Genomic DNA, 21,106 nt, shown 5'->3' with positions numbered 1-21,106 from the left:
ATTATTAAATTATTTCGGTTATGAAGTTAAAAGTTGTTATGCTTTCACTTTCTGTATTTGCTTATACAGGTTTCACCGCACAAAATATTCAGAATAATCCTGGCAGTAATCACGGAAACAAATTCGAGCAGCTCGGGACTATTCTTCCTACACCCAACATTTACAGAACGGCTTCAGGAGCTCCTGGACACGGATACTGGCAGAACAGAGCAGATTATAATATTACCGCTTATCTGGATGAAGACAAGAAAAATCTGAAAGGTTCTGAAACGATTACCTATTATAATAATTCTCCTGATGAGTTGGATTATATCTGGCTTCAGCTGGACGAAAATGAGCACTCCAATATCAGAAATGCAGGCTATGGAGCTTCATCCGTACTTCCTTCTTCCACTACTGATCAGCAGCTTAAAGCAACTGAACTGCCCGTAAAAGACAACGGATATGGAGTAAACCTTGAAAAAGTAACGGATGCTTCCGGAAATCCTTTGAAATATATCGTCAATAAAACAATGATGCGTATAGATCTTCCCAAGGTGCTGAAGAAAGGAGAAAAGCTCGTCTTTACAATAGACTGGAATTATAATATTTCCAACAGAATAAAAATGGGTGGCCGTGGCGGTTATGAAAATTTCCCTGAAGACGGCAACGACCTTTTTACCATGACACAATGGTATCCCAGAATGTGTGTATACAGCGATTTCCAGGGATGGCAAAATCACCAGTTTACAGGAAGAGGTGAATTTGCGCTGGTTTTCGGAGATTTTAAAGTTTCAATGAATGTTCCGGCAGATCATATTGTAGGTGGAACCGGAGAATGTAAAAACTATGATCAGGTTTTAACTTCTGATCAGTTATCAAGATATAGAAAAGCTGAATCGGCAAATGAACCTATAGAAATCGTTACTCTGGATGAAGCTAAAAAAGCAGAGAAAAACCATTCAAAACAGAGAAAAACATGGGTTTTTGAAGCGAATAACGTAAGGGATTTCGCCTGGACTTCTTCAAGAAAGTTTGTGTGGGACGGAATGCAGGTAACCATTCCTGAAAACAATAATAAGGTAATGGCCATGAGTTTTTATCCTAAAGAATCTTATGGACTTTACAGAAAGTTTTCCACAAAAGCAGTAGCCCACACTATTAAAACCTATTCGGAATTTACCATTCCCTACCCTTATCCTGTAGCACAATCTGTGGAAGCATCCAACGGTATGGAATACCCAATGATCTGTTTCAATTTCGGAAGAACTGAAAAAGACGGAACCTATTCTGAAGGAACCAAAAATGGAATGATCGGAGTGATCATCCATGAGGTAGGTCACAACTTCTTCCCCATGATCATCAATTCTGATGAGAGACAATGGGCCTGGATGGATGAAGGCCTCAATACCTTCACCGAATATCTTACGGAAGAAAAATGGGATAATAAATTCCCTTCCAAAAGAGGTCCGGCATGGACGATCGTAGATTATATGAAACTTCCGAAAGATCAGCTGGAACCCATCATGAGCAATTCTGAAAACATCGTTCAGTATGGGCCCAATGCTTATTCAAAACCAGCGACTGGGCTGAACATCCTTCGTGAAACCATCATGGGAAGAGAACTTTTTGATAAAGCATTCAAAACCTATGCTAAAAGATGGGCATTCAAACATCCTGAACCTGCCGACCTTTTCCGTACTATGGAAGATGCCAGCGGTGAGGATCTTGACTGGTTCTGGAGAGGCTGGTTCTATGGAACAGACCCTGTAGATATCGCAATTGATAAAGTGACGGTAGCGACTCCTGATCTGGAAACAGCAAAAGCAGCTTCTGAGAAAAAATATCAGGTTGAAAGTCCTTTGGTAAACAGCTTCGAAGATATTTCCAAAATAAGAAACAGAGAGGATAAGAATATTACTTTTTATGTAGATAAAGATAAAGATCTTCAGGACTTCTATTACAGATATGACAGAGGTCAGGAAAAAATAGATACCCATAAGGAATACATTACCAAAACTGAAGCCTCCACTCCTTTGGATGCCAAGGATAAAGAGAAATTCAAAAACCTTACGGCTTATCAGATAGATTTCACTAATAAAGGTGGACTGATCATGCCTATCATCCTTGAGTTTACTTTTGAAGATGGTTCAAAATCTTACGATAAATCATCAGCTCAAATCTGGAGACTTAATGAACAGAAAGTTTCCAAGACGTATTATTTTGATAAGAAATTAGTATCAATACAACTTGACCCTATGAAGGAAACAGCTGATATCGATACTTCCAATAACTTCTGGAGTAGTACAGGATCTAATAGCGGAACCTCAAAATTCCAGTTATTTAAACAAAAACAGGAAGCAGGCTCCGTAAGAGGAGGCGCAAGCGGAAAAGTAAATCCGATGCAGGCTTCGGGAAAGAAATCATAAAAAAATAAAAGGTTGTCTCAAACAGGAGGCAACCTTTTTTCTTATAAAAACAGCTTCAGCATTTCGGTTAAAGTCCAAAATCTGCAGGAAATTTTAAACAGGAAAAATCAATTCAGATAAGCTTTTAAAGAATTTTTATATGTTCTCCCAAGCGGAAGCTTCTCCCCGTCTTTAAGGTATACATTCGCGGTATCATAAGAACTGATATGAGAGGATAATACGATATAGGATTTGTGAATCCTGATAAAGCCTAAATTTTGAAACTTTTCTTCAAAATTGGACATCCGCTCAAGAATCATATATTTTTTCAAATGGGTAATTAAAATGATATATTCTCCAAATCCCTGAATCCATTTGATATCTTCCAGTAAAACTTTATTCATGATATAATTGGATTTGAACATAATAAAGTCTTCCTTCTTTTGATCTTCCGTAGATTTTTTAAACTGAAGAAAATCTTTTGCTTTGGTCACTGCTTTTCTAAAAGTCTCAAAATCTACCGGTTTTACCAGATAATGAACTACATCAAGTTCAAAAGCTTTTACAGCATACTGGGTTTCCAGGGTAAGAAATATGCACAGGGGTTTATAGGGAAGCTGAAGTAAAAGTTCAATTCCATTGATATAGGGCATATTAATATCCAGAATCACAAGGTCTACTCTATTTTCCTTCAGGTACTCCAGAGCATCCTGAGGATTCTGAAATACCTCCAGCAGATCGACATCTTCCATCCGCTCACAATAATGCCGGATCAGTTCCAATGCCGGATATTCATCATCTACACTTACAATCGTCAGGTTGGCCATTACAATTTAATTTTTAATATAGTCTGATACATATTGTTTTCCATCGGTTCGGATATAAAAGTAAATCTTTCAGGATAATATTTTTTCAAAATACTGATCACCGCTTCATTTCCCAGCCCACTATCATTAAGATTACTGACCAGCGTCCTGTTTTGGGCTACGGAATTTCTGATATCGAATAAAAATTCATGATGCTGTATTGCATAACTCAGTTTTATAAAGCTCCCCGCTTCTATACCCACTGCAGAATGTTTTAATGCATTTTCAAATAAGGTAAGGCAAATGGAGGGTGGTATTTCAATCAGATCCAGGGTTTCCTCATCTTTAATATCAAAACTGATATCCAGCAGGTTATTATATTTCAGCTGATAAAGTCCTTTGAGAGACTGGATCGAAGAAAATTCCTGTGAGATCGTAATATATTCTTTATTGGTATCATAAATAACATATTGAAGTAATTTGCTCAGATGCAAAATAGATTCTGAGGTATTTTCGGATGGGGTAATACTCTTCGAGTAAATATTATTAAGTGTATTCAATAAAAAATGAGGATTCAGTTTGGATTTCAGGAGATCAAGATACAGCTGATCTTTCTCTTCACCCAGATTTTTAAAATCCTGTTCAATAAGAAATTTATCTTTTGTTATTCCTAAAAATGAAGCCACAAGAATCACAATCCCCTGGGCAGTATATACATTGTACAGAAATTTTGTATTGGAGAGGGTTTCATTAAACTTCATATTAAATACAGCAGGTTCCAGTAAAATTCTGAAAAGACTTGAAACCAGAAAACATATCAAAGCATACAGAATAAATTCCGGGTATTTATTGGAAAGGTAAAACTGGGGAACCAGATAAAAATAGACGAGATAATAGATTCCTATATTCAGAATAAATGCAAATACTACACTCCAGATTAATTCCGGAACATCTAGAAAGTAGTTTTCGGTAAAAAAAATGATCGCCAGGAACACCAAAAAGAAAAAAACATGCTGAAACCTCAGCAAAAATCCCCAGTGGTATTTCATAAGTGTTTCCAAAACCTTCGCATTAAATAAGATTCTGAAAACCAATAATATAAATATGATATTTATCAGTAAAAACATCCGGTTAAATGAATTTTCCCATTTTTCAAATATAGCATCTTTTTTACGCCAGATTGCAGTTCACTGATAAAAACAGTCATTGATTGAAAAATAAATTCCCGGCTTCTTCTTATAAATATATTTGAGACATCGGGATATTAATCAAATCTTACATGAAAATTAAATTACAATTAACTATCATCATACTACTGGGATTCAGCAGGCTTGCCGATGCACAAAGCCGTGATAACTACAATATGTGGTTTCAGTATTTGATGTCAGCAAAACTGACTGATAAAAGTACTTTGACAGCACTTTCTCAATACCGTTCTTTTGATATGGCTTATGATACAAGGCTTTTTCTGGTCTCCGCCTATGTAGATTATGAAGTAGCCAATGAGGTACGCCCAGCTGTAGGAGCCATGTTTTTGGTCCTGGACTCTTACCGGTCAGACAACTCTAAAAAAGAAAGGTATGAGAAAAGACCTTTCCAGCAGGTATCACTGGGAGGGAATATAGGAAGAACATCTATTTCTCACCGTTTCCGTGTGGAAGAACGTTTTATAAGCAATCCGGATGAATTTATCGTAAGACTGCGCTATCTTATTTCTCTGAGAATTCCTTTCAACAGAGCCGGAGAAAAAGAAAAGCTCTATGGTATTCTGAAAAATGAAATCAGGATGAATGTAGTGAAGGAAGATCCATTCGACAGCAATCGTCTGACAGCAGGAATAGGTATAAAAACCGGAAAGAATTCCGCAATAGAAGTTGCATTTATCAACCAGCTGGAAACCGGGTCTACCAGCAACTACGCCTATATCGGCTATAGAAACAGCTTCGACTGGAGAAAAAACAAAAACAAATAATCTAAATACACTCATTATTATGCTTACATTCCTTGGGTTTCTGATGATCATCATCTTTATGGTGCTTATCATGAATAAAAAAATGACTCCACTTACCGCTTTGGTGATTATCCCTGTCACAGTAGCATTATTTGCTGGTTTTGGGCCTCATCTGGGTGAAATGATGAAAAACGGAGTCAAGGAAATAGCTCTTACGGGCGTTATGCTGATCTTTGCCATACTTTATTTCAGCTTAATGATAGACACAGGGCTTTTTGAGCCGTTGGTGAATCTCATTCTAAAAACTGTTGGAGATAATCCTGTCAAAACCACTATAGGAACAGCTATTCTTACGACATTGGTTTCATTGGACGGTGACGGTTCTTCTACCTATATTATTGTGGTGGCTGCCATGTTACCCTTGTACAAAAAGCAGGGAATAAATCCACTCGTCCTGACCTGTATTATCATGCTGGCTGGAGGAATTATGAATATTCTTCCATGGGGAGGCCCTACAGCCAGAGTAATGAGCTCTCTGAAACTGGGACATACAGAAATTTTTGTTCCGATGATTCCTATTATGGCCCTGGGGATCGCCTGGGTACTATTTGTGGCCTATATTCTAGGAAGAAAGGAAAAGAAAAGAATTGCAAAACATGGAAAATATACCCGTTATGCAGCCAGTGACATTACCGGTGAATCGGATCCTAAACTCCTACGCCCCAAACTGATCTGGGTAAATCTTGGTCTTACCCTCGTTCTTCTTACCGTTATGATTTTAGATATCGTACCCTTGGGAATAGCCTTTATGATTGCCTTCTGTATAGCTTCTGTCATCAATTATCCCAAACTGAAAGACCAGCAGAAAATCATGTCCAAACATGCAGGAAATGCTTTATCGGTAGCAGGAATGATCTTTGGAGCAGGAATTTTCACCGGAATTCTTAACGGATCCGGTATTATGCAGGCAATGGGTAACAGCATGATAGAAATTGTTCCTAAAAGCTGGGGAGGTTATTTGAATATTATCACGGCTGTATTCAGTGTTCCTCTTACCTTTTTCCTGACCAATGACGCCTACTATTTTGGGATATTACCCATTGTTGAAGCTACGGGACATCAGTTGGGCATTGCTCCCGATATTCTTGGGAGAGCAAGTCTTGTGGGGCAGGCTTCCCATTTGCTAAGTCCTTTGGTTCCTTCTACGTATTTATTAGTATCCCTGGCGGGGGTAGAATATTCAGACCATCTGAAATATACCTTAAAATGGGCTATCGGATCTTCGGTGATCATGTTGCTGGGCGCTCTCCTTTTGGGGACTATCTGATCTTATTTTTTTATAATTATTAAACTCCAACGTTATAACCAATGTCCTAAGTTTATATATTTGTTGTATAAAGACAGCCTATTTTTTCCAGATGAATCTCTTACAGTCTCAGAAAACATTTACCGGCAGGTATCTGAAAAACCTCACCTTATATGTATTCACAGCCATTATAGGCGGGGTACTGATAGGGCATTATGCTCCGGAAATAAGTATAAAGCTGGGCGTGGTAAGCCGGTATTTTTTCATCATTCTGGAGACGATTATCCTTCCCATTATTTTTATGGCAATTATGTACGGGATATGCCAGCTGTCTGATATTAAAAATGCAACACGCATCGTATGGCAGACCATTTTATATTTCCTGGTCATCAGCTCAATAGCTATTGTACTGGGATTTATCTTTGGCTCCATCATGCAGCCGGGCGCTGACACAGGCATTAATACCAGCAGGATCAATACTTCCCTTCCCAAAACTTTTGAAATAAAAGACGGAAAATTATCCACTATTTTATATCTGAACAGGCATGGTCTGTTTCTTATTCTGTCCATAGTTCTGGGAATATCCATGAATCTTTCAAAAGGAAGGGATCGATTTTTGAAACTGCTGGATCAGGGGTTAGGTATTTTTTACACGTTCATCAAATATCTCTACCTTGTTCTTCCCATTATCATCTTTTGTAATATCGCTTACGGAGTGGCTATCTATGGGATCAATACCCTGCTGCCGCTTAGTAAAGTGGTGGCTACGGTATACCTGGCAGACATTGTATTTATTTTCGGAATATTAGGACTGATCTCCTACCTGTTCAAATTCAACCTGTTGAAATTCCTGCTTAATATAAAAGAAGAAATTATTCTGGTCATCACCACCTCGACTTCCAAAACAGCATTCCCCTTAATTTTTGAAAAAATGGAATCTGAAGGCTACAGCAGGAAGATTTTAAGATTTATTATTCCTTTAGGCTATAACTTTAACCTGGCAGGAGCCTGTATCTATATTTCTGTAACCTGCTGTTTCCTTGTTCAGTTTTATAATATATCACTGACGATCAATGATTATATCTGGCTGTTTATCATTATTTCTTTCACCTCAAAAACAGCTTCCGGAGTTCCCGGTTCCGGATTTTTAGCCCTTATATTTACCCTGAACAGATTTGGAAAAATACCCCTTACAGATTTGGCCCTTCTTTACAGTGTAGATCGTTTTATGAATGAAGCCAGATCAGTCACCAACTTTATTGGCATTGCAGTGGCCGGAGCCATTATTTCAAAATTCAACCAGCAGCAGAAAAAAAATTCTACCATGATTTCCACAGACTAACCTATCATGGACATCAAAGCTTAATCAAAGTGTAACTTTTTGAAAATCAATACTACTTATCAGCAAAAAAGCTATGAAGACATTTCTCATCCTTTTGCTCATAAGCAGTACTCATTTATTTTCCCAAAGACTGCTTACTCCATCCAATAGTGGTATTGATCCGCAACTGATACAGGACGAAACATCCGAAGCGGTATGGTACGCTGAAAATGCCGGCCAAAAAATAGAAATCGGGAACATTACTACCCAGATTAAAAAATTAAACGCAACAGATCTGCTCATCATGACGACCGTAAAAATGAAGCAGACTCCCAATACCCATTGGGTAGATTCCACCCTTGTGAAAACGGCCAGCCTTCAGCCGATAGGCCATTCCTCTTTCAATATGGCCCGCGATATGACTTTTACCTACCACAAAAACAAGGTAACCGGATATTATCTTGATAAGAAAACTCAGAAAAAAGATGATATTGACATGCCCGCTACCGATTATTTTGACAGCAGCAGCTATCCGACACTGATCAGGTTTCTCCCCTTGAAAGAACACTACACTGCAGAAATTTCCATTTTTGATTATAATCCCAGTGCGGTAAAGAAAGGAATGATGAAAGCCTACATCCAAAGTGTGGAGAAAGGAGATTATCAAAGTAAAAAAGTATGGATCGTAAAAACTGCTGATGACATTACAGAAAAAAGCACGGCTGTAACCTATTATATTGATCCTGAAACAAGGAAAATCCTAAAACAGGACATTGAATCGGGAACAAGAAAAATGTCAATGGAAACAATAAAATAAATCAAAAACATTCCTTTAACACCTGATAACCAAATCATTATTTTTAAAAAAAATAAAAAAACATATCACACATTGAGGAAAAATATTTATATTTGATCTGCTAAAACACCAAATGTCAAAAACCTGATTGACGTTAAATGTTCAGGAATCGTACACTTTAATATTATTAACTATGAAAAACGCTAAATTATTAAGCAGAGATGCTCAGAAATCAATCAATGGCGGAGCGGCAGGACGCTTTTGCTGTGAATACAACTACAAAGGACAATGTATCCTATGGATTGGGCCTGGACAATATTGTCCATAGTATAACCAACTCATAGTGTTAGATAAAAGCCGGAAGATTTTCCGGCTTTCTGTTTTTATTTTTCTGCCAAATTTTCACATCCTCCCATAAAAGTCTGCCATTTCATCCACTGACCCCTGATGGCATACATTTAGAGAATTATACTACAGAAATACTTAAAAAATAAATATATTATGTCAGTAAACTTTAAACCATTAGCAGACAGAGTTCTAGTAGAGCCAATTGCTGCAGAAACTAAAACAGCTTCAGGTATTATTATCCCGGACACTGCAAAGGAAAAGCCGCAAGAAGGTACTGTAGTGGCAGTAGGTCCTGGTAAAAAAGATGAACCTACAACTGTTCAGGTAGGTGACAAAGTTCTTTATGGAAAATATTCAGGTTCTGAATTGAAATTGGAAGGAAAAGATTACTTAATTGTAAAAGAAGCTGATTTATTGGGAATTATAGGCTAAGCTTCTAGCTATTGGCTTCTGGCAAATGGCCTTCTACATAGAATTTAATTCATGAGAGATTTTAAAAAATTTGAAGTTTGGCAATTAAGTCATCAATTGACTTTAAAAGTATATACTTCAACCAAAAGCTTTCCGAAAGAAGAAGTTTTTGGACTTACTTCTCAAATAAGAAGATCATTTGCGTCAATTGGATATAATATTTCAGAGGGAAGCGGCAGAAATTCAGATAAGGAATTCGCCCATTTCATCAATATTGCATTAGGATCATCCAATGAAGCCGAAAACCAATTAATTCTTGCTAAAGATTTGGGATACATTCATGAAAATGATTATCAAAATATTTTGGAAGAATTAACAATACTCAAAAAGAAGCTTGTAACATTGTGGAATAAGCTAAAGTAAACTAAAATTAAAAATCAAATTGCGACTTGCATAAAGCCAAAAGCTAACAGCCAGTCGCCAAAAGCTAAACAATATGGCAAAAGAAATAAAATTCGATATTGAATCAAGAGACGCTTTAAAGAGAGGGGTTGATGCATTGGCTAATGCAGTAAAAGTAACTTTAGGACCTAAAGGGAGAAACGTAGTAATCGAAAAATCTTTCGGTGCTCCTCACGTTACTAAGGATGGTGTTTCTGTAGCAAAAGAAATCGAACTTGAAGACAGAGTAGAAAACATGGGAGCGCAAATGGTAAAAGAAGTTGCGTCCAAAACTAATGATATCGCAGGAGACGGTACTACTACCGCTACTGTTTTGGCACAGGCTATCGTAAGAGAAGGTCTTAAGAATGTAGCTGCTGGTGCTAACCCAATGGATCTTAAAAGAGGTATCGACAAAGCAGTAACTGCTGTTGTTGAAAACCTTAAATCTCAATCTAAAACAGTTGGAGATTCTACAGAAATGGTGAAGCAGGTAGCTTCAGTTTCTGCGAACAACGACGAAACTATCGGATCTCTGATCGCTGAAGCTTTCGGAAAAGTAGGTAAAGAAGGGGTAATCACTGTAGAAGAAGCTAAAGGTATCGATACAACTGTAGATGTTGTAGAAGGTATGCAGTTTGACAGAGGATACCAGTCTCCATACTTCGTGACTAACCCTGAGAAAATGGTAGCTGAAGTAGAAAACCCATATATCCTTTTAGTAGAGAAGAAAATTTCTTCTATGAAAGAATTACTTCCGGTTCTTGAGCCAATTGCACAAGGTGGTAAGTCTCTATTGATTATCTCTGAAGAAGTGGAAGGTGAAGCTTTAGCTACTTTAGTGGTAAACAAATTAAGAGGTTCTCTTAAAATTGCTGCTGTAAAAGCTCCAGGATTTGGAGACAGAAGAAAAGCAATGTTAGAAGATATCGCGATCCTTACTGGTGGACAGGTAATTTCTGAAGAGCAAGGTTTCACTATGGAAAACATCTCTTTAGATATGCTTGGAACAGCTGAGAAAGTAACAATCGATAAAGACAACACAACAATCGTAAACGGTGGTGGTGATGAAGCGAAAATCAAAGGAAGAGTAGCTCAGATCAAAGCTCAGATGGAAACTACAACTTCTGACTACGACAGAGAGAAACTTCAGGAAAGATTAGCTAAGTTAGCTGGTGGTGTTGCTGTACTTTATGTAGGAGCAGCTTCTGAAGTGGAAATGAAAGAGAAAAAAGACAGAGTGGATGATGCATTACACGCTACGAGAGCAGCTGTAGAAGAAGGTATCGTTGCAGGTGGTGGTGTTGCTTTAGTAAGAGCAATCTCTGCTTTAGAAAACCTTACCGGAATCAATGCTGACGAAACTACAGGTATCAAAATCGTTAAGAGAGCTATCGAGGAGCCATTGAGACAAATCGTTGCTAACGCAGGTGGTGAAGGTTCTGTAATTGTTGCTAAAGTAGCAGAAGGATCAGGAGACTTCGGATACAACGCGAAAACTGACGAGTATGTTCACATGCTTGAAGCAGGTATCATTGACCCAACTAAAGTAACAAGAGTTGCCCTTGAAAATGCAGCTTCTGTATCTGGAATGCTTCTTACTACTGAGTGTGTAATCACTGAAATTAAGAGCGCTGAACCAGCTATGCCAATGGGTGGTGGAATGCCAGGAATGATGTAATAGCGTGTCGCTAAGACAATTTAATATACTAACCGCTCTATTTTATAGGGCGGTTTTTTTCTTTTACAAAAAATCCAATGGGCTTTTGCTTGAAACTTTATTCACAATTGTAGTATATAGACGTAATGCGTAAATTTGGACGTTAAGAAAAAACAGAACCATGAAAAGAATTATACTTTTATTATTGACACTATTTAGTTTTACATTAAGCTATTCTCAAAATCTTTATCCTGAAAAATACAAAGATTGTAGTTTAGTTTCCTTTTGTCTTGATTGTGGAGAAACTAAAGCTAAGCCTCAAAACTCAATAATAGATGAATTGTTAAATAAATTTGATAAAAAGAGTTTGAGCAAAATAACAGGAAATATTGAAGTCCAAATTTTAATTAACGAAAATGGAAAACCTTGCCTGCTAAGTTCATTCAATCAAACTAATATCTCTTCAAAAAAATTAGGGTTACAGAATGCAATAAACTCAACATCAAATTGGGAACCAGCGATTTCACAAAATAAAAAAACAAATAGCTCTGTTTCATTAATTTTTGAATTTGAAAACGGTAACCTTTCTGCAAAACGTAAAGTTTTTGATTTTAAAAATCAATCCAATGCAAAATCTGTTGGAGCTCCTGATATAAAAGGTACAGACAAAGAAAAACTCTCAAAAGATTGGACTGTATTCACTCAACAAAACTCAGAGTTACCCTGGGATATGACAAGAGCTGTCGCTAATGATTTAGACAATAATATCTGGATTGGAACAGATAACGGAATTGTAAAAATAAATAATGGCAAATGGGAACATTTTAACTCAAAAAATACATTAATCTCCTCTCCTCCTTATAATAAAAATGAAACTGTATCAGTACGGGATTTAGAAATTGACAAAAATAACAATAAGTGGTTTGTTGCTGATTGGGATGTTTATAGATATGACAATAAAAACTGGACAAAATACGACTCAATCAATTCTCCTATCAACTGGGCAAGAAAAATATTTGTTGACCACTCCAATAATGTATGGTTTACGTCTTGGAATGGTGTAGCAAAGTTTGACGGAAAGAATTGGTCTGTAATTAACAAACACAATTCAAATCTCCCAACTGATAAAACTCTTGGTGTTTATGTAGATAAAAAAGATAGAATTTGGATTGGGACATTTGAAGGAAACGTAATTATTGAAAATGGCGTAACAAAATCGTTAAACGAGAAAAATTCACCTTTATCAAAAGCATACATTTCAAAAATCTATGAAGATAAAAAAGGAAATTTATGGTTTGACTTATACAACGACAAATCAGATGACGCTGGAATTTATGTATTAGATTTACAACAAAAATGGACAAGGATAAACCATCCAAATCGTAAAATGTTCAGTGAAAATACAATCAATGATTTTTATTTAGATGAAGAAAACCAACTGTTATGGATAACATTAAACGGAGTAGGTGTTTTAAGTTATGACACAAACTCAAAAAAATGGGAAACTTACACCAATGAAAATTCAAACGTTCCAAGTATTCATTGCGAGAGAATAACGAAAGACAAAGATGGTTTGATTTGGATTGCGACTTATGCTGGAGTCATTAAGCTTAATAAATAAAAATATCATCTGCTAACAAAGAAATCATTGACCTAAATAAAGTAACAAGAGTTGCCCTTGAAAATGCAGCTTCTGTATCTGGAATGCTTCTTACTACGGAGTGTGTAATCACTGAGATTAAGAGCGCTGAACCAGCTATGCCAATGGGTGGTGGAATGCCAGGAATGATGTAGTCTTAACTACCATATATAAATTAAAACCGCTCTATAAAAATAGAGCGGTTTTTTGTATTATATTTGATAACTAACCATGATCTATGAAAATCAACTTTTTTTCTAACTTATATATTTTGCTATTATTAATAGCTTTACCAGAAATGGTATTTTCACAATCGGCAGACGTTACCATTCAGGATGTAAAGTTTGAAAGTCAGGGTATCACTCTTGCAGGCTCCATTTTAGAGCCTAAAAAAATAGTTGCAGCAGTTGTAATTGTTCACGGGTCCGATCCGGTAAAAAGAGAACTGGAGTTTGCAAAACGTCTTGCTAAAGAAGGCATTGCTGTATTCACCTATGACAAACGTGGAGTTGGAGAATCCGGAGGTGTGTATGTAGGGCCGTCTGTTGGCACCAATAATATAGACCCTGCTAATCTTACTTTATTGGCTCAGGATGCCAATGCAGCCGTAACAACATTTCGAACCTATTTGAAAGATAAAAAAACGCCCATTGGATTAGTGGGATTCAGTCAGGCAGGATGGATCATCCCGATGGCAGCAAGCAAAAATCCGAAAATTGAATTTATGGTGTTATTTAGTGGCCCTACCATTACCACTCTCGAGCAACTTCGATTTCAGTTTTATACTAATGGAAACAATAGTTTTTGGGAAAATCATACAGAAGCAGATGCCATTGAGCATACTAAAAATGATCCAGACAAATATCAATTTGCAGCGACTGACCCAAAAACTTATCTGAATACCCTTTCAATTCCCGGGCTTTGGCTTTTTGGTGAAAAAGACATACAGATTCCGGTAAAGTTGTGTATAGAACAATTGAACACCCTTAAAGCGCAAGGCAAGCCTTTCGAATATACTTCTTTTCCTAAACTGGGACACAATACTTCCTCCAGCAATGATACAGCCCCTGTAGATACTGCTGTACAATGGATACAACAGAAAGCATTGAATCTTAAAAAATCTAAATCTTCAAAATAAGGCATATATAAACATGCTTGAAGCAGATCCCTTCGCTACCGTGCGATTGTATAGCGTGGCTTGGGCTTTTAGATTATATCATTGGAAGTTTAATTTATAATATTTAAACTACACGAAAGGATTCGTGCGGGAGCATGGGAAATAGTACATTTATATTTTACATTTAATGATTCATAAATAGATCGCTAAAACCAAAACAACATTAGCGCAATGCGTAAATTTGGATGTTGTACGATATTTTGACCGAAAAAAAAGAAAAATGAAAAACATATTAATTTTTGCTCTAATTTTTAATGTTTTATCTTGTAAAGCACAAGAATTTGAAAAATTATCTGTTTCAAAAACAGATGATTCCGAACTGTACATTAATGATGATGATTCTACAGAATTATTTTATTATAAATATGTACCAAAAAGTAGCATTAAAGGTGTTTTAGTGATTATCCCTTCTGGTGGAGAACTCGTTGAAAATACATTAAAACAAATAACTCTGCCAAAAATAGCAGTTGAAAAAGGGATTATGGTCATTGTTCCATCCATAAATTGGGGAACAGATAACCGAGAAGCAGAATTCAAATTACTGGATAAAATTTTCAGTGAAATTGTCGCAAAGCATAAAGTACCGAAAGATAAATTTATAATCGGGGGCCTTTCAAGTGGCGCAATGATTTCTTTAACTTACGCTGAAAAGGCAACTAAAAATCCGGAAAAGTTTTTTCTAATACCAAAAGGAGTTTTTGCATTAGATGCACCTTTAGACCAGGCAAGATTTTATAAATATTGCGAAAGAGAAATCGAAAGAAATATTTATAAGCCTGCAGTAGAGGAAGCAAAATGGATAAAGAATAATTGGGACAGTATTTATGGAGGATCTCCAGATAAATTTCCAGAAAAATATCTGGAAAATTCCATCTATTCTTATGGAGCAAAAGATGGCGGAAACGCAAAGTATTTAAAAAAAATGCCTCTTTTAATGTTTACTGATTTGGATACAGATTGGTTAATTGATCAAAGACATCGTGACTTACATGATTGGAATGGAATTGATATCATCTCAATGATAAACCAATTAAAAATAATGGGAAATGAAAATGCTAGAGTAATAGTTAGTCAAGGAAAAGGAGTTCGATTAGACGGAACGAAAAATCCACATTCCTGGTCAATTATGGATTCCGAAGTTTGCCTGAATTGGCTACTAGAAACATTGGAAAAATAAAAACATCGCACAACAGGCGTTTGGCAAGATTGCAAATTTTGTAGTAAATTCATGTTTACAGTTTGCAACCTCCTCGCTACCGCACGAAAGGACTCGTGCGGTAGCGGAGGGGGGTAAAATACGGGTTCCCATAAGTAAGTATCATTTTAATATTTTAATTTAGAGAAAATTTAAAAAAAATACAATAACTTATTCATAAGTGAATTATATTAGTATACTATAAAAATTATTCTTTAATATTTACAAAAATTAAACATATGCCAACAATTACTGATTTTCAAGAATTTATTGATTCAATTGAAGATAAGGATATCGAAGAAATTAACTCTCTATATGAATCAATTCAAGGATGCATAGAAATGGGGAGTTTCAAATGTAGTCTAAATAATAATAGATATTTTGTCCAATGTGACGATAATGATATAACTTTAATGTTAGCCTCAGAAGAAGCAAAAAGTTCATTTCTAAAAGTATTAGACTATCAATTTGGTGGAGGGTTTGGCTGGGTTGGAGGACAATACGAATTTGTTAGAAGCATGCGTAAAGATGATTAAAATTTTTATTCCACACGAAGATGATAGCGATCCAGCAATGAGATTTGAAGGACTAGCCAGATATGCTTTTGATTGTGCTCCCTATGGAGATCCAGATGGATATGCACATCAAAGTACTTACAATTTTTATTTTGTTCCAGAAGTAAGTGAAAAAGGAGTAAAAATAATCCATAAAATTTTGGATTCCTTAATTGTAAAATCCAATCCAGAAAAAAGTAAAGAATTTCAAACAGTAAAAAATTCTTTGTCCGAAAAAATGAAGCAAATGACAAGTATTCATCTGATTGATTATTTAATTACTATAATAAAAAGTTAAAGTATCCCATAACATTGTAACAAAATGCCTTATTGTGATGAGAGTGATGACACACTCTTTTATAAAGAAAAAGATGAACATCAGTTTGCAAAATATCACAATTTTGTAAAGTAAATTAATCCTTTTTATAGAATATATTTTTAAGTCTGCAGACCTCAAAAAGTGGAGTTTTGATAATTTTCAGTTTCAACAATTTGCATTTTTTCGTAAAAATTTTATAATGAAAATACTTATAGATAGTACTAGTTACAAACAAGATAAAAGCTTGAGTAAATCTGATTTTTCGCTACTAAAAGATCTAGGTAAAAAGAGGATTATAGAACTCAATATCCCATGGATTGTATATAAAGAATGTATAACAAGTAGTATACAAGAATCACAACTTGATTTCAATCAAGCAATAAATAAGCTATTAGGATTAGATAAAAAAGGAATTCACTCAAGTCAGTATAATGAAATAAGAAAAAATATTAACAAACTAAATAATCTAAAAATTGACTTTGAGGATTCAACAATTAAGCTATGGGAAGAGTTTATTAATGAATCAAATGCAATCTTACACAGTTTTAACCCAAATCATAGTATAGCTGTTTTTGAAAGCTATTTTACGGGTTCAGAACCCTTCAAAAGCCTTAAGAATAGAGACGATATTCCTGATGCTTTTATTTATATGATAATAAAAGAAATATCAAGCAAAAATAAAATCATACTAATTTCAAATGACAACAATATAGTAAGTACTTGTGAAAATGATAGCAACATAGTAATATTTAAAACATTAAAAGAGTTTTATACTTCAAAAGAATTTGAACCATTACAGAAAAAATATAACAATTTACTTACATCTGAAAAATATGAAGAAGCAATAAATTTTGTTCTTGAAAATCATAAAAATATTGAGGATGCAGCTTTAGATTTTGGGAACTCCCTATCAAACGTTGAATTTGAAGATCCAAAATTAAAGTCTGAAAATAATGAAGGAACTATTATTGGATTTTCTGTTGAAAAAGTAAGACTCAAAAATGAAGAAGCACAGCAAATTGCTAATCAAATATTTATCCCAATTGAAATTCATGGTTATGCATTGATCGATTATTTCATTTTTAAAGCAGATTATTGGTGCCATCCAGATCATCCACAAATAGCAGATGATTGGAACGATCATTATTACAGAATTGAAGACGAAGTAAATCTTACATTGACTGTCATTCTTAATTTAGATATCGACCAAATATTACAAATAAAAAACAGTGGAGAGGAATTAGAATTACAAATAAACTCTTTTGATTCCCTGCAATTAAATAATTAAAAATATGAGTAATGTTATATTTTCTATTAGTAACATGTTGGTGATAGATCTAAAGTTATGTCTCCCCCGCTGCGGAAAGTCCCAGCTATGCCAATGGGTGATGGAATGCCAGGAATGATATAATAGCGTGTCGCTAAGACCAAGTAATATACTAACCGTTCTGCTTTTGTAGAGCGATTTTTCAATAACACCAAACTCTATAAAATTAATATATATATATGAATTACAGAATTATTTGGATTATAGTCGGAGTTGTATCAATACTTTTACTAACTATACTTGGTTTTTACATTGGAAATTTTTACGATAGAAATTTATCTAATAGTCCTGAGGAATGGGGACAGTTTGGAGATTATTTGGGAGGAACACTTAATGCTACAATTTCAATCTTGAATTTATTTTTCTTAGCTTATCTAACAATAAAAATTGCAAAAATAGAAGAGGACAGAACAAACAATACATCAAAAGATTCTGTAAAACCTTTAGGACTTTTTTCATTTGACGTATCAAATGATTTTTTTAAAATTGAATTACATAATGTGGGTTTAGGACCGTTAATACTAAAAGAATTTAAGGTTTTTGACAAAGAAAAAGAATATAAAGATTTTAAAGAATTACTTGATAATATACCTTTACAATACTATAGACCAAAATATTCTATAACTAAAAGTACAAGTAATGGAACTATTGTACGAAAGGATGATTTTTTAAACATTATTGATATGCAAATAGATAAAGATACTCCAGGAGCAGAATATTCACAAAAGGTTGATAGCTTAAAAATAGTCAAAACTAAACTCGCTTCATGTGAAATAAAAATAATTTATGCAGATTTATTTGGAAATATTATAAGTGAAGAGATTGAAAAACTAGAGCCTGTTAATGTAGAGTGTAATTAGTATTTTATTATGTAATAACTTTTGCTCTAAGCTAGTGTGCATGTTTTACTTCCCGCTGCGCAAAGTCCCCCGACTTTAAGCAAGTAATAGCAGGAATCATTGACCCAACTAAAGTAACAAGAGTTGTCCTTAAAAATGCAGCTTCTATATCTGGAATGCTTCTTACTACGGAGTGTGTTATCACTGAGATTAAGAGCGCAGAACCATCTCTATGCCAATGGGTGGTGGAATGCCAGGAATGATGTAGTAGCGAGTCGCTAAGACAATTTAATATACTAACCGTTCTACTTCTTCTAGAGAGTTTTTTTGTTTGTGTTGTGGTTTTCCGTAAGGAATTGATGTTTTTAAATCTTAACTTAGCTAGAAAGTTTTAGAAACATTATTTCACAAAAACAAAAAAAACAATAGCAAAATTATATTGCACACTATTAATTCAATGTTTAGATTTGAATAAAAAAAACTAATAACAACTATATATGAAAGAAAAAATACTATACTATTTACAGTCAGCAGCTGAAAATTTAATTTTTATTAAACTAAATTTCAATAAGTTACCCACTGATTTACAAGAAACTGTAAATAAAACTGAAAAAGAAACAATTCCCAAAAGTATCAATGTTTTGATAGACTTCTTAAACATGGGAGCTGAAACAAAAATTAACCATGTTTTAAGCTTGGCGGAAGGAATAAATCTAATTACTGATATAGATGTTGACAAGATTTTTGATGAAATTAGAAAAAATACTGATTATAAAGTCTATGGAGCTAAAAATATGGAACAGCTTTTAGATTTTCCGATAATCAAAATTAAAGCTGATTCAGAATATCTTTATACAGTAAAAAATATAATGGGTTTATAGATGATTTTCAGGTCTATTGAATTAATAACATATGAATGAAAAATTAATAATTGAAAGTTCTAAATTACTATTAGCAAAAATATCAAAATATATTGAACCAAAGTTTAAGCAACTTACAGATAATAAAATTCTAGAGTATATTGTCGAAACAGCTACTAATTTTTCTACTGTAAGAACAATACTTCACAAGGATAGTGTTGAACTTTCAGAAATATATTTCCCCTTAGATTTCACATTTAAAAATACAATTATTAATGACTTCAGCTCTTTTATAGAATCTAGAAATAAAGTTTCTATTGTTGCAACAGGTGGAGCAGGCAAGACAACATTTATCAAACATTTCTACATACAATGTGTAGTAGAAAATTATAAAATACCAATTATATTCAATTTTAGGGATTTTAATAATTTTGAAATAAAGAAAACTGTAAAAGATAAAAAAATTATTGAGAATTATGTCTTCATAGCGTTCACAGATCACCTTATATTTAACAAAATTGGATTTGACGACAAGACAATTGAAAAAATGTTTGAAAGCGGAGAGTTTGTATTTTTTTTGGACGGTTACGATGAACTCGATATTAATAAAAAATCCATAATCACAAAAGATTTTATGGATTTTGTAAGCCGATTTAATAAGAATAAATTTATTATTTCAACACGACCATATACAGCAGCAACTCAGCTAGATGGATTTGATAATATTTATCTTAACGGGCTAGGAAATTTAAAACAAATTGAACTTTTTATACAGAAACAATTAATTGGTAATTCAGATTTTGCAAATGAAATAATTAAGACCTTACAAAACAAAAATAGTTTGAAATATATAGAATTATTAAGTAATCCTTTATTCTTAATACTATTCATTAATTCATTTGAAAGCTATCCTAAAATTCCACCAAAGAAAACACAATTTTATTGGCAAGTTTTTGATGCTCTATTTGAAAAACATGAAACTTTCTCCAAAAGAGGTTATAGGAGACCTAAATTATCAAAATTAGATAGAGAAAATTTTGAATTTATCTTAAGTTCATTTTGCCTAGCTAGCTATTTTCAAAATCTATTTAGTTTTACAGAATTTGAATTTGAAAATATTTTACGAGAAGTTTCAAAAAATATTGATAAAAAATTCAATTCTGCTCATTTTCTTGAAGATCTAAAAGTTTCTATCTCAATACTAGTAGAAGATGGTAATATTCTATCATTTATTCATAGATCAATACAGGAATATTTTGTAGCTAGACATTTATCAAATTTAAGTGAGTCTGACAAAAATAATTTCCTGAAAATTTTGGCAGAAAAACAAAATGAAAAAAATGGTCAACATACATTTCTAATCGAACTAATTAGTGAGCTATATTCTTATGAATTTAAAAAATATTATATAAAACATCACATTACAGAATTTTATAAGAATAAAAATTATTATCTAAGAGACCATAAAATACTTCGAGATTATGAAAAAGTATACTTAGACTTTGAGAATTTTAAATTAATATTAACATACTCAAATGATTTCAAGAAACCATTTGAAGAGTTTATTAAAAATAAACAATTTAGTAACATTAATATAAATCTTTTAATAGCAGCAAGAACAAAAAAGCAAACAAAAATTGCTCAGGAAATACTTATTCTTTACGAGAATAAAAAAGATTTTTTTCTGTTAATTGATGATTTTATAAATAAATTAGATAATTCAAATAAGCCATTAATTGAATTTGCATTCAAAAAAAGATGAAAATATT

Annotated in this window: 20 protein-coding genes and 1 pseudogene; 19 read left to right on the top strand and 2 right to left on the bottom strand. The window is 34.0% G+C overall.

The genetic code is table 11. The features are described from left to right. The first annotated feature begins 20 nt into the window (after positions 1–20). Entirely contained in the window at positions 21–2,408 is a 2,388-nt protein-coding gene (locus DRF57_RS01555; RefSeq protein ID WP_115916541.1) for a M1 family metallopeptidase, read from the top strand. 107 nt (positions 2,409–2,515) lie between these two features. Here DRF57_RS01555 and DRF57_RS01550 read toward each other — a convergent pair whose 3' ends face one another. Together DRF57_RS01550 and DRF57_RS01545 are read right to left on the bottom strand one after the other, a co-directional pair. Beyond that, positions 2,516–3,214: a LytR/AlgR family response regulator transcription factor gene (locus DRF57_RS01550; RefSeq protein WP_047493256.1), complete on the bottom strand. Its 699-nt coding sequence runs from the start codon at positions 3,212–3,214 to the stop codon at positions 2,516–2,518. Further along, positions 3,214–4,254: a sensor histidine kinase gene (locus DRF57_RS01545; protein WP_241508007.1), complete on the bottom strand. Its 1,041-nt coding sequence runs from the start codon at positions 4,252–4,254 to the stop codon at positions 3,214–3,216. The genes DRF57_RS01550 and DRF57_RS01545 overlap by 1 nt, the downstream gene beginning before the upstream one ends. Before the next feature lie 218 nt (positions 4,255–4,472). Here DRF57_RS01545 and DRF57_RS01540 point away from each other — a divergent pair, with 218 nt between their 5' ends. From DRF57_RS01540 to DRF57_RS01460, 18 genes and pseudogenes are all read left to right on the top strand, one after another. Then, positions 4,473–5,165 carry a DUF2490 domain-containing protein gene (locus tag DRF57_RS01540; protein WP_115916539.1) on the top strand — a complete coding sequence of 231 codons (693 nt, stop codon included), beginning with the start codon at positions 4,473–4,475 and terminating at the stop codon, positions 5,163–5,165. Further along, entirely contained in the window at positions 5,068–6,471 is a 1,404-nt protein-coding gene (locus tag DRF57_RS01535; RefSeq protein ID WP_373866361.1) for a CitMHS family transporter, read from the top strand. Before DRF57_RS01540 ends, DRF57_RS01535 begins: the two co-directional genes overlap by 98 nt. A 91-nt stretch (positions 6,472–6,562) precedes the next feature. Next, positions 6,563–7,792, top strand: coding sequence for a cation:dicarboxylate symporter family transporter (locus tag DRF57_RS01530; protein ID WP_084085567.1), 1,230 nt, complete (start codon positions 6,563–6,565; stop codon positions 7,790–7,792). A gap of 73 nt (positions 7,793–7,865) precedes the next feature. Further along, positions 7,866–8,588, top strand: coding sequence for a DUF3108 domain-containing protein (locus DRF57_RS01525; RefSeq protein WP_115916533.1), 723 nt, complete (start codon positions 7,866–7,868; stop codon positions 8,586–8,588). A 172-nt stretch (positions 8,589–8,760) separates the two neighbouring features. Beyond that, positions 8,761–8,895, top strand: coding sequence for a hypothetical protein (locus DRF57_RS24160; RefSeq protein ID WP_262484685.1), 135 nt, complete (start codon positions 8,761–8,763; stop codon positions 8,893–8,895). 173 nt (positions 8,896–9,068) lie between these two features. After that, a complete protein-coding gene (locus DRF57_RS01520) occupies positions 9,069–9,347 on the top strand; it encodes a co-chaperone GroES (RefSeq protein ID WP_045500963.1) in 279 nt (92 codons plus the stop codon). Between the two features lie 51 nt (positions 9,348–9,398). Continuing rightward, positions 9,399–9,749 (top strand): four helix bundle protein, encoded by a 351-nt coding sequence (locus DRF57_RS01515; protein WP_115916531.1) that lies wholly within the window; start codon positions 9,399–9,401, stop codon positions 9,747–9,749. 73 nt (positions 9,750–9,822) lie between these two features. Next, a complete protein-coding gene (groL, locus tag DRF57_RS01510; RefSeq protein ID WP_047493244.1) occupies positions 9,823–11,448 on the top strand; it encodes a chaperonin GroEL in 1,626 nt (541 codons plus the stop codon). Between the two features lie 160 nt (positions 11,449–11,608). After that, positions 11,609–13,048, top strand: a complete 1,440-nt coding sequence (locus DRF57_RS01505) for a ligand-binding sensor domain-containing protein (protein ID WP_115916529.1) — start codon at positions 11,609–11,611, stop codon at positions 13,046–13,048. A 289-nt stretch (positions 13,049–13,337) separates the two neighbouring features. Continuing rightward, positions 13,338–14,204, top strand: a complete 867-nt coding sequence (locus DRF57_RS01500) for an alpha/beta hydrolase family protein (RefSeq protein WP_241508006.1) — start codon at positions 13,338–13,340, stop codon at positions 14,202–14,204. Between the two features lie 259 nt (positions 14,205–14,463). Then, positions 14,464–15,420, top strand: a complete 957-nt coding sequence (locus DRF57_RS01495) for a hypothetical protein (protein WP_115916525.1) — start codon at positions 14,464–14,466, stop codon at positions 15,418–15,420. Positions 15,421–15,677: 257 nt separating this feature from the next. After that, positions 15,678–15,974, top strand: a complete 297-nt coding sequence (locus tag DRF57_RS01490; RefSeq protein ID WP_115916523.1) for a hypothetical protein — start codon at positions 15,678–15,680, stop codon at positions 15,972–15,974. Further along, a complete protein-coding gene (locus DRF57_RS01485) occupies positions 15,967–16,290 on the top strand; it encodes a hypothetical protein (protein ID WP_115916521.1) in 324 nt (107 codons plus the stop codon). Before DRF57_RS01490 ends, DRF57_RS01485 begins: the two co-directional genes overlap by 8 nt. Before the next feature lie 220 nt (positions 16,291–16,510). Continuing rightward, positions 16,511–17,599, top strand: a complete 1,089-nt coding sequence (locus tag DRF57_RS01480) for a PIN domain-containing protein (RefSeq protein WP_115916518.1) — start codon at positions 16,511–16,513, stop codon at positions 17,597–17,599. A gap of 218 nt (positions 17,600–17,817) precedes the next feature. Next, complete coding sequence (locus DRF57_RS01475; RefSeq protein WP_115916516.1) at positions 17,818–18,498, top strand: hypothetical protein; 681 nt, start codon at positions 17,818–17,820, stop codon at positions 18,496–18,498. A 59-nt stretch (positions 18,499–18,557) separates the two neighbouring features. Continuing rightward, a pseudogene (groEL, locus tag DRF57_RS24055) lies at positions 18,558–18,745 on the top strand (chaperonin GroEL); the annotation flags it as partial. A gap of 229 nt (positions 18,746–18,974) precedes the next feature. Then, the gene (locus DRF57_RS01465) at positions 18,975–19,358 is read left to right on the top strand and encodes a hypothetical protein (RefSeq protein WP_115916514.1); all 384 of its coding nucleotides are present in this window, start codon (positions 18,975–18,977) and stop codon (positions 19,356–19,358) included. A 31-nt stretch (positions 19,359–19,389) separates the two neighbouring features. Next, on the top strand, positions 19,390–21,099 hold the full coding sequence (locus tag DRF57_RS01460) for an NACHT domain-containing protein (protein ID WP_115916512.1): 1,710 nt from the start codon (positions 19,390–19,392) through the stop codon (positions 21,097–21,099). Positions 21,100–21,106 lie beyond the last annotated feature (7 nt).

Source organism: Chryseobacterium rhizosphaerae (genome assembly GCF_003385455.1).
GTDB classification, from domain to species: domain Bacteria; phylum Bacteroidota; class Bacteroidia; order Flavobacteriales; family Weeksellaceae; genus Chryseobacterium; species Chryseobacterium rhizosphaerae.
Note: the sequence above shows the minus strand (reverse complement) of the source record. Positions and strands in the feature narration are given on the sequence as shown.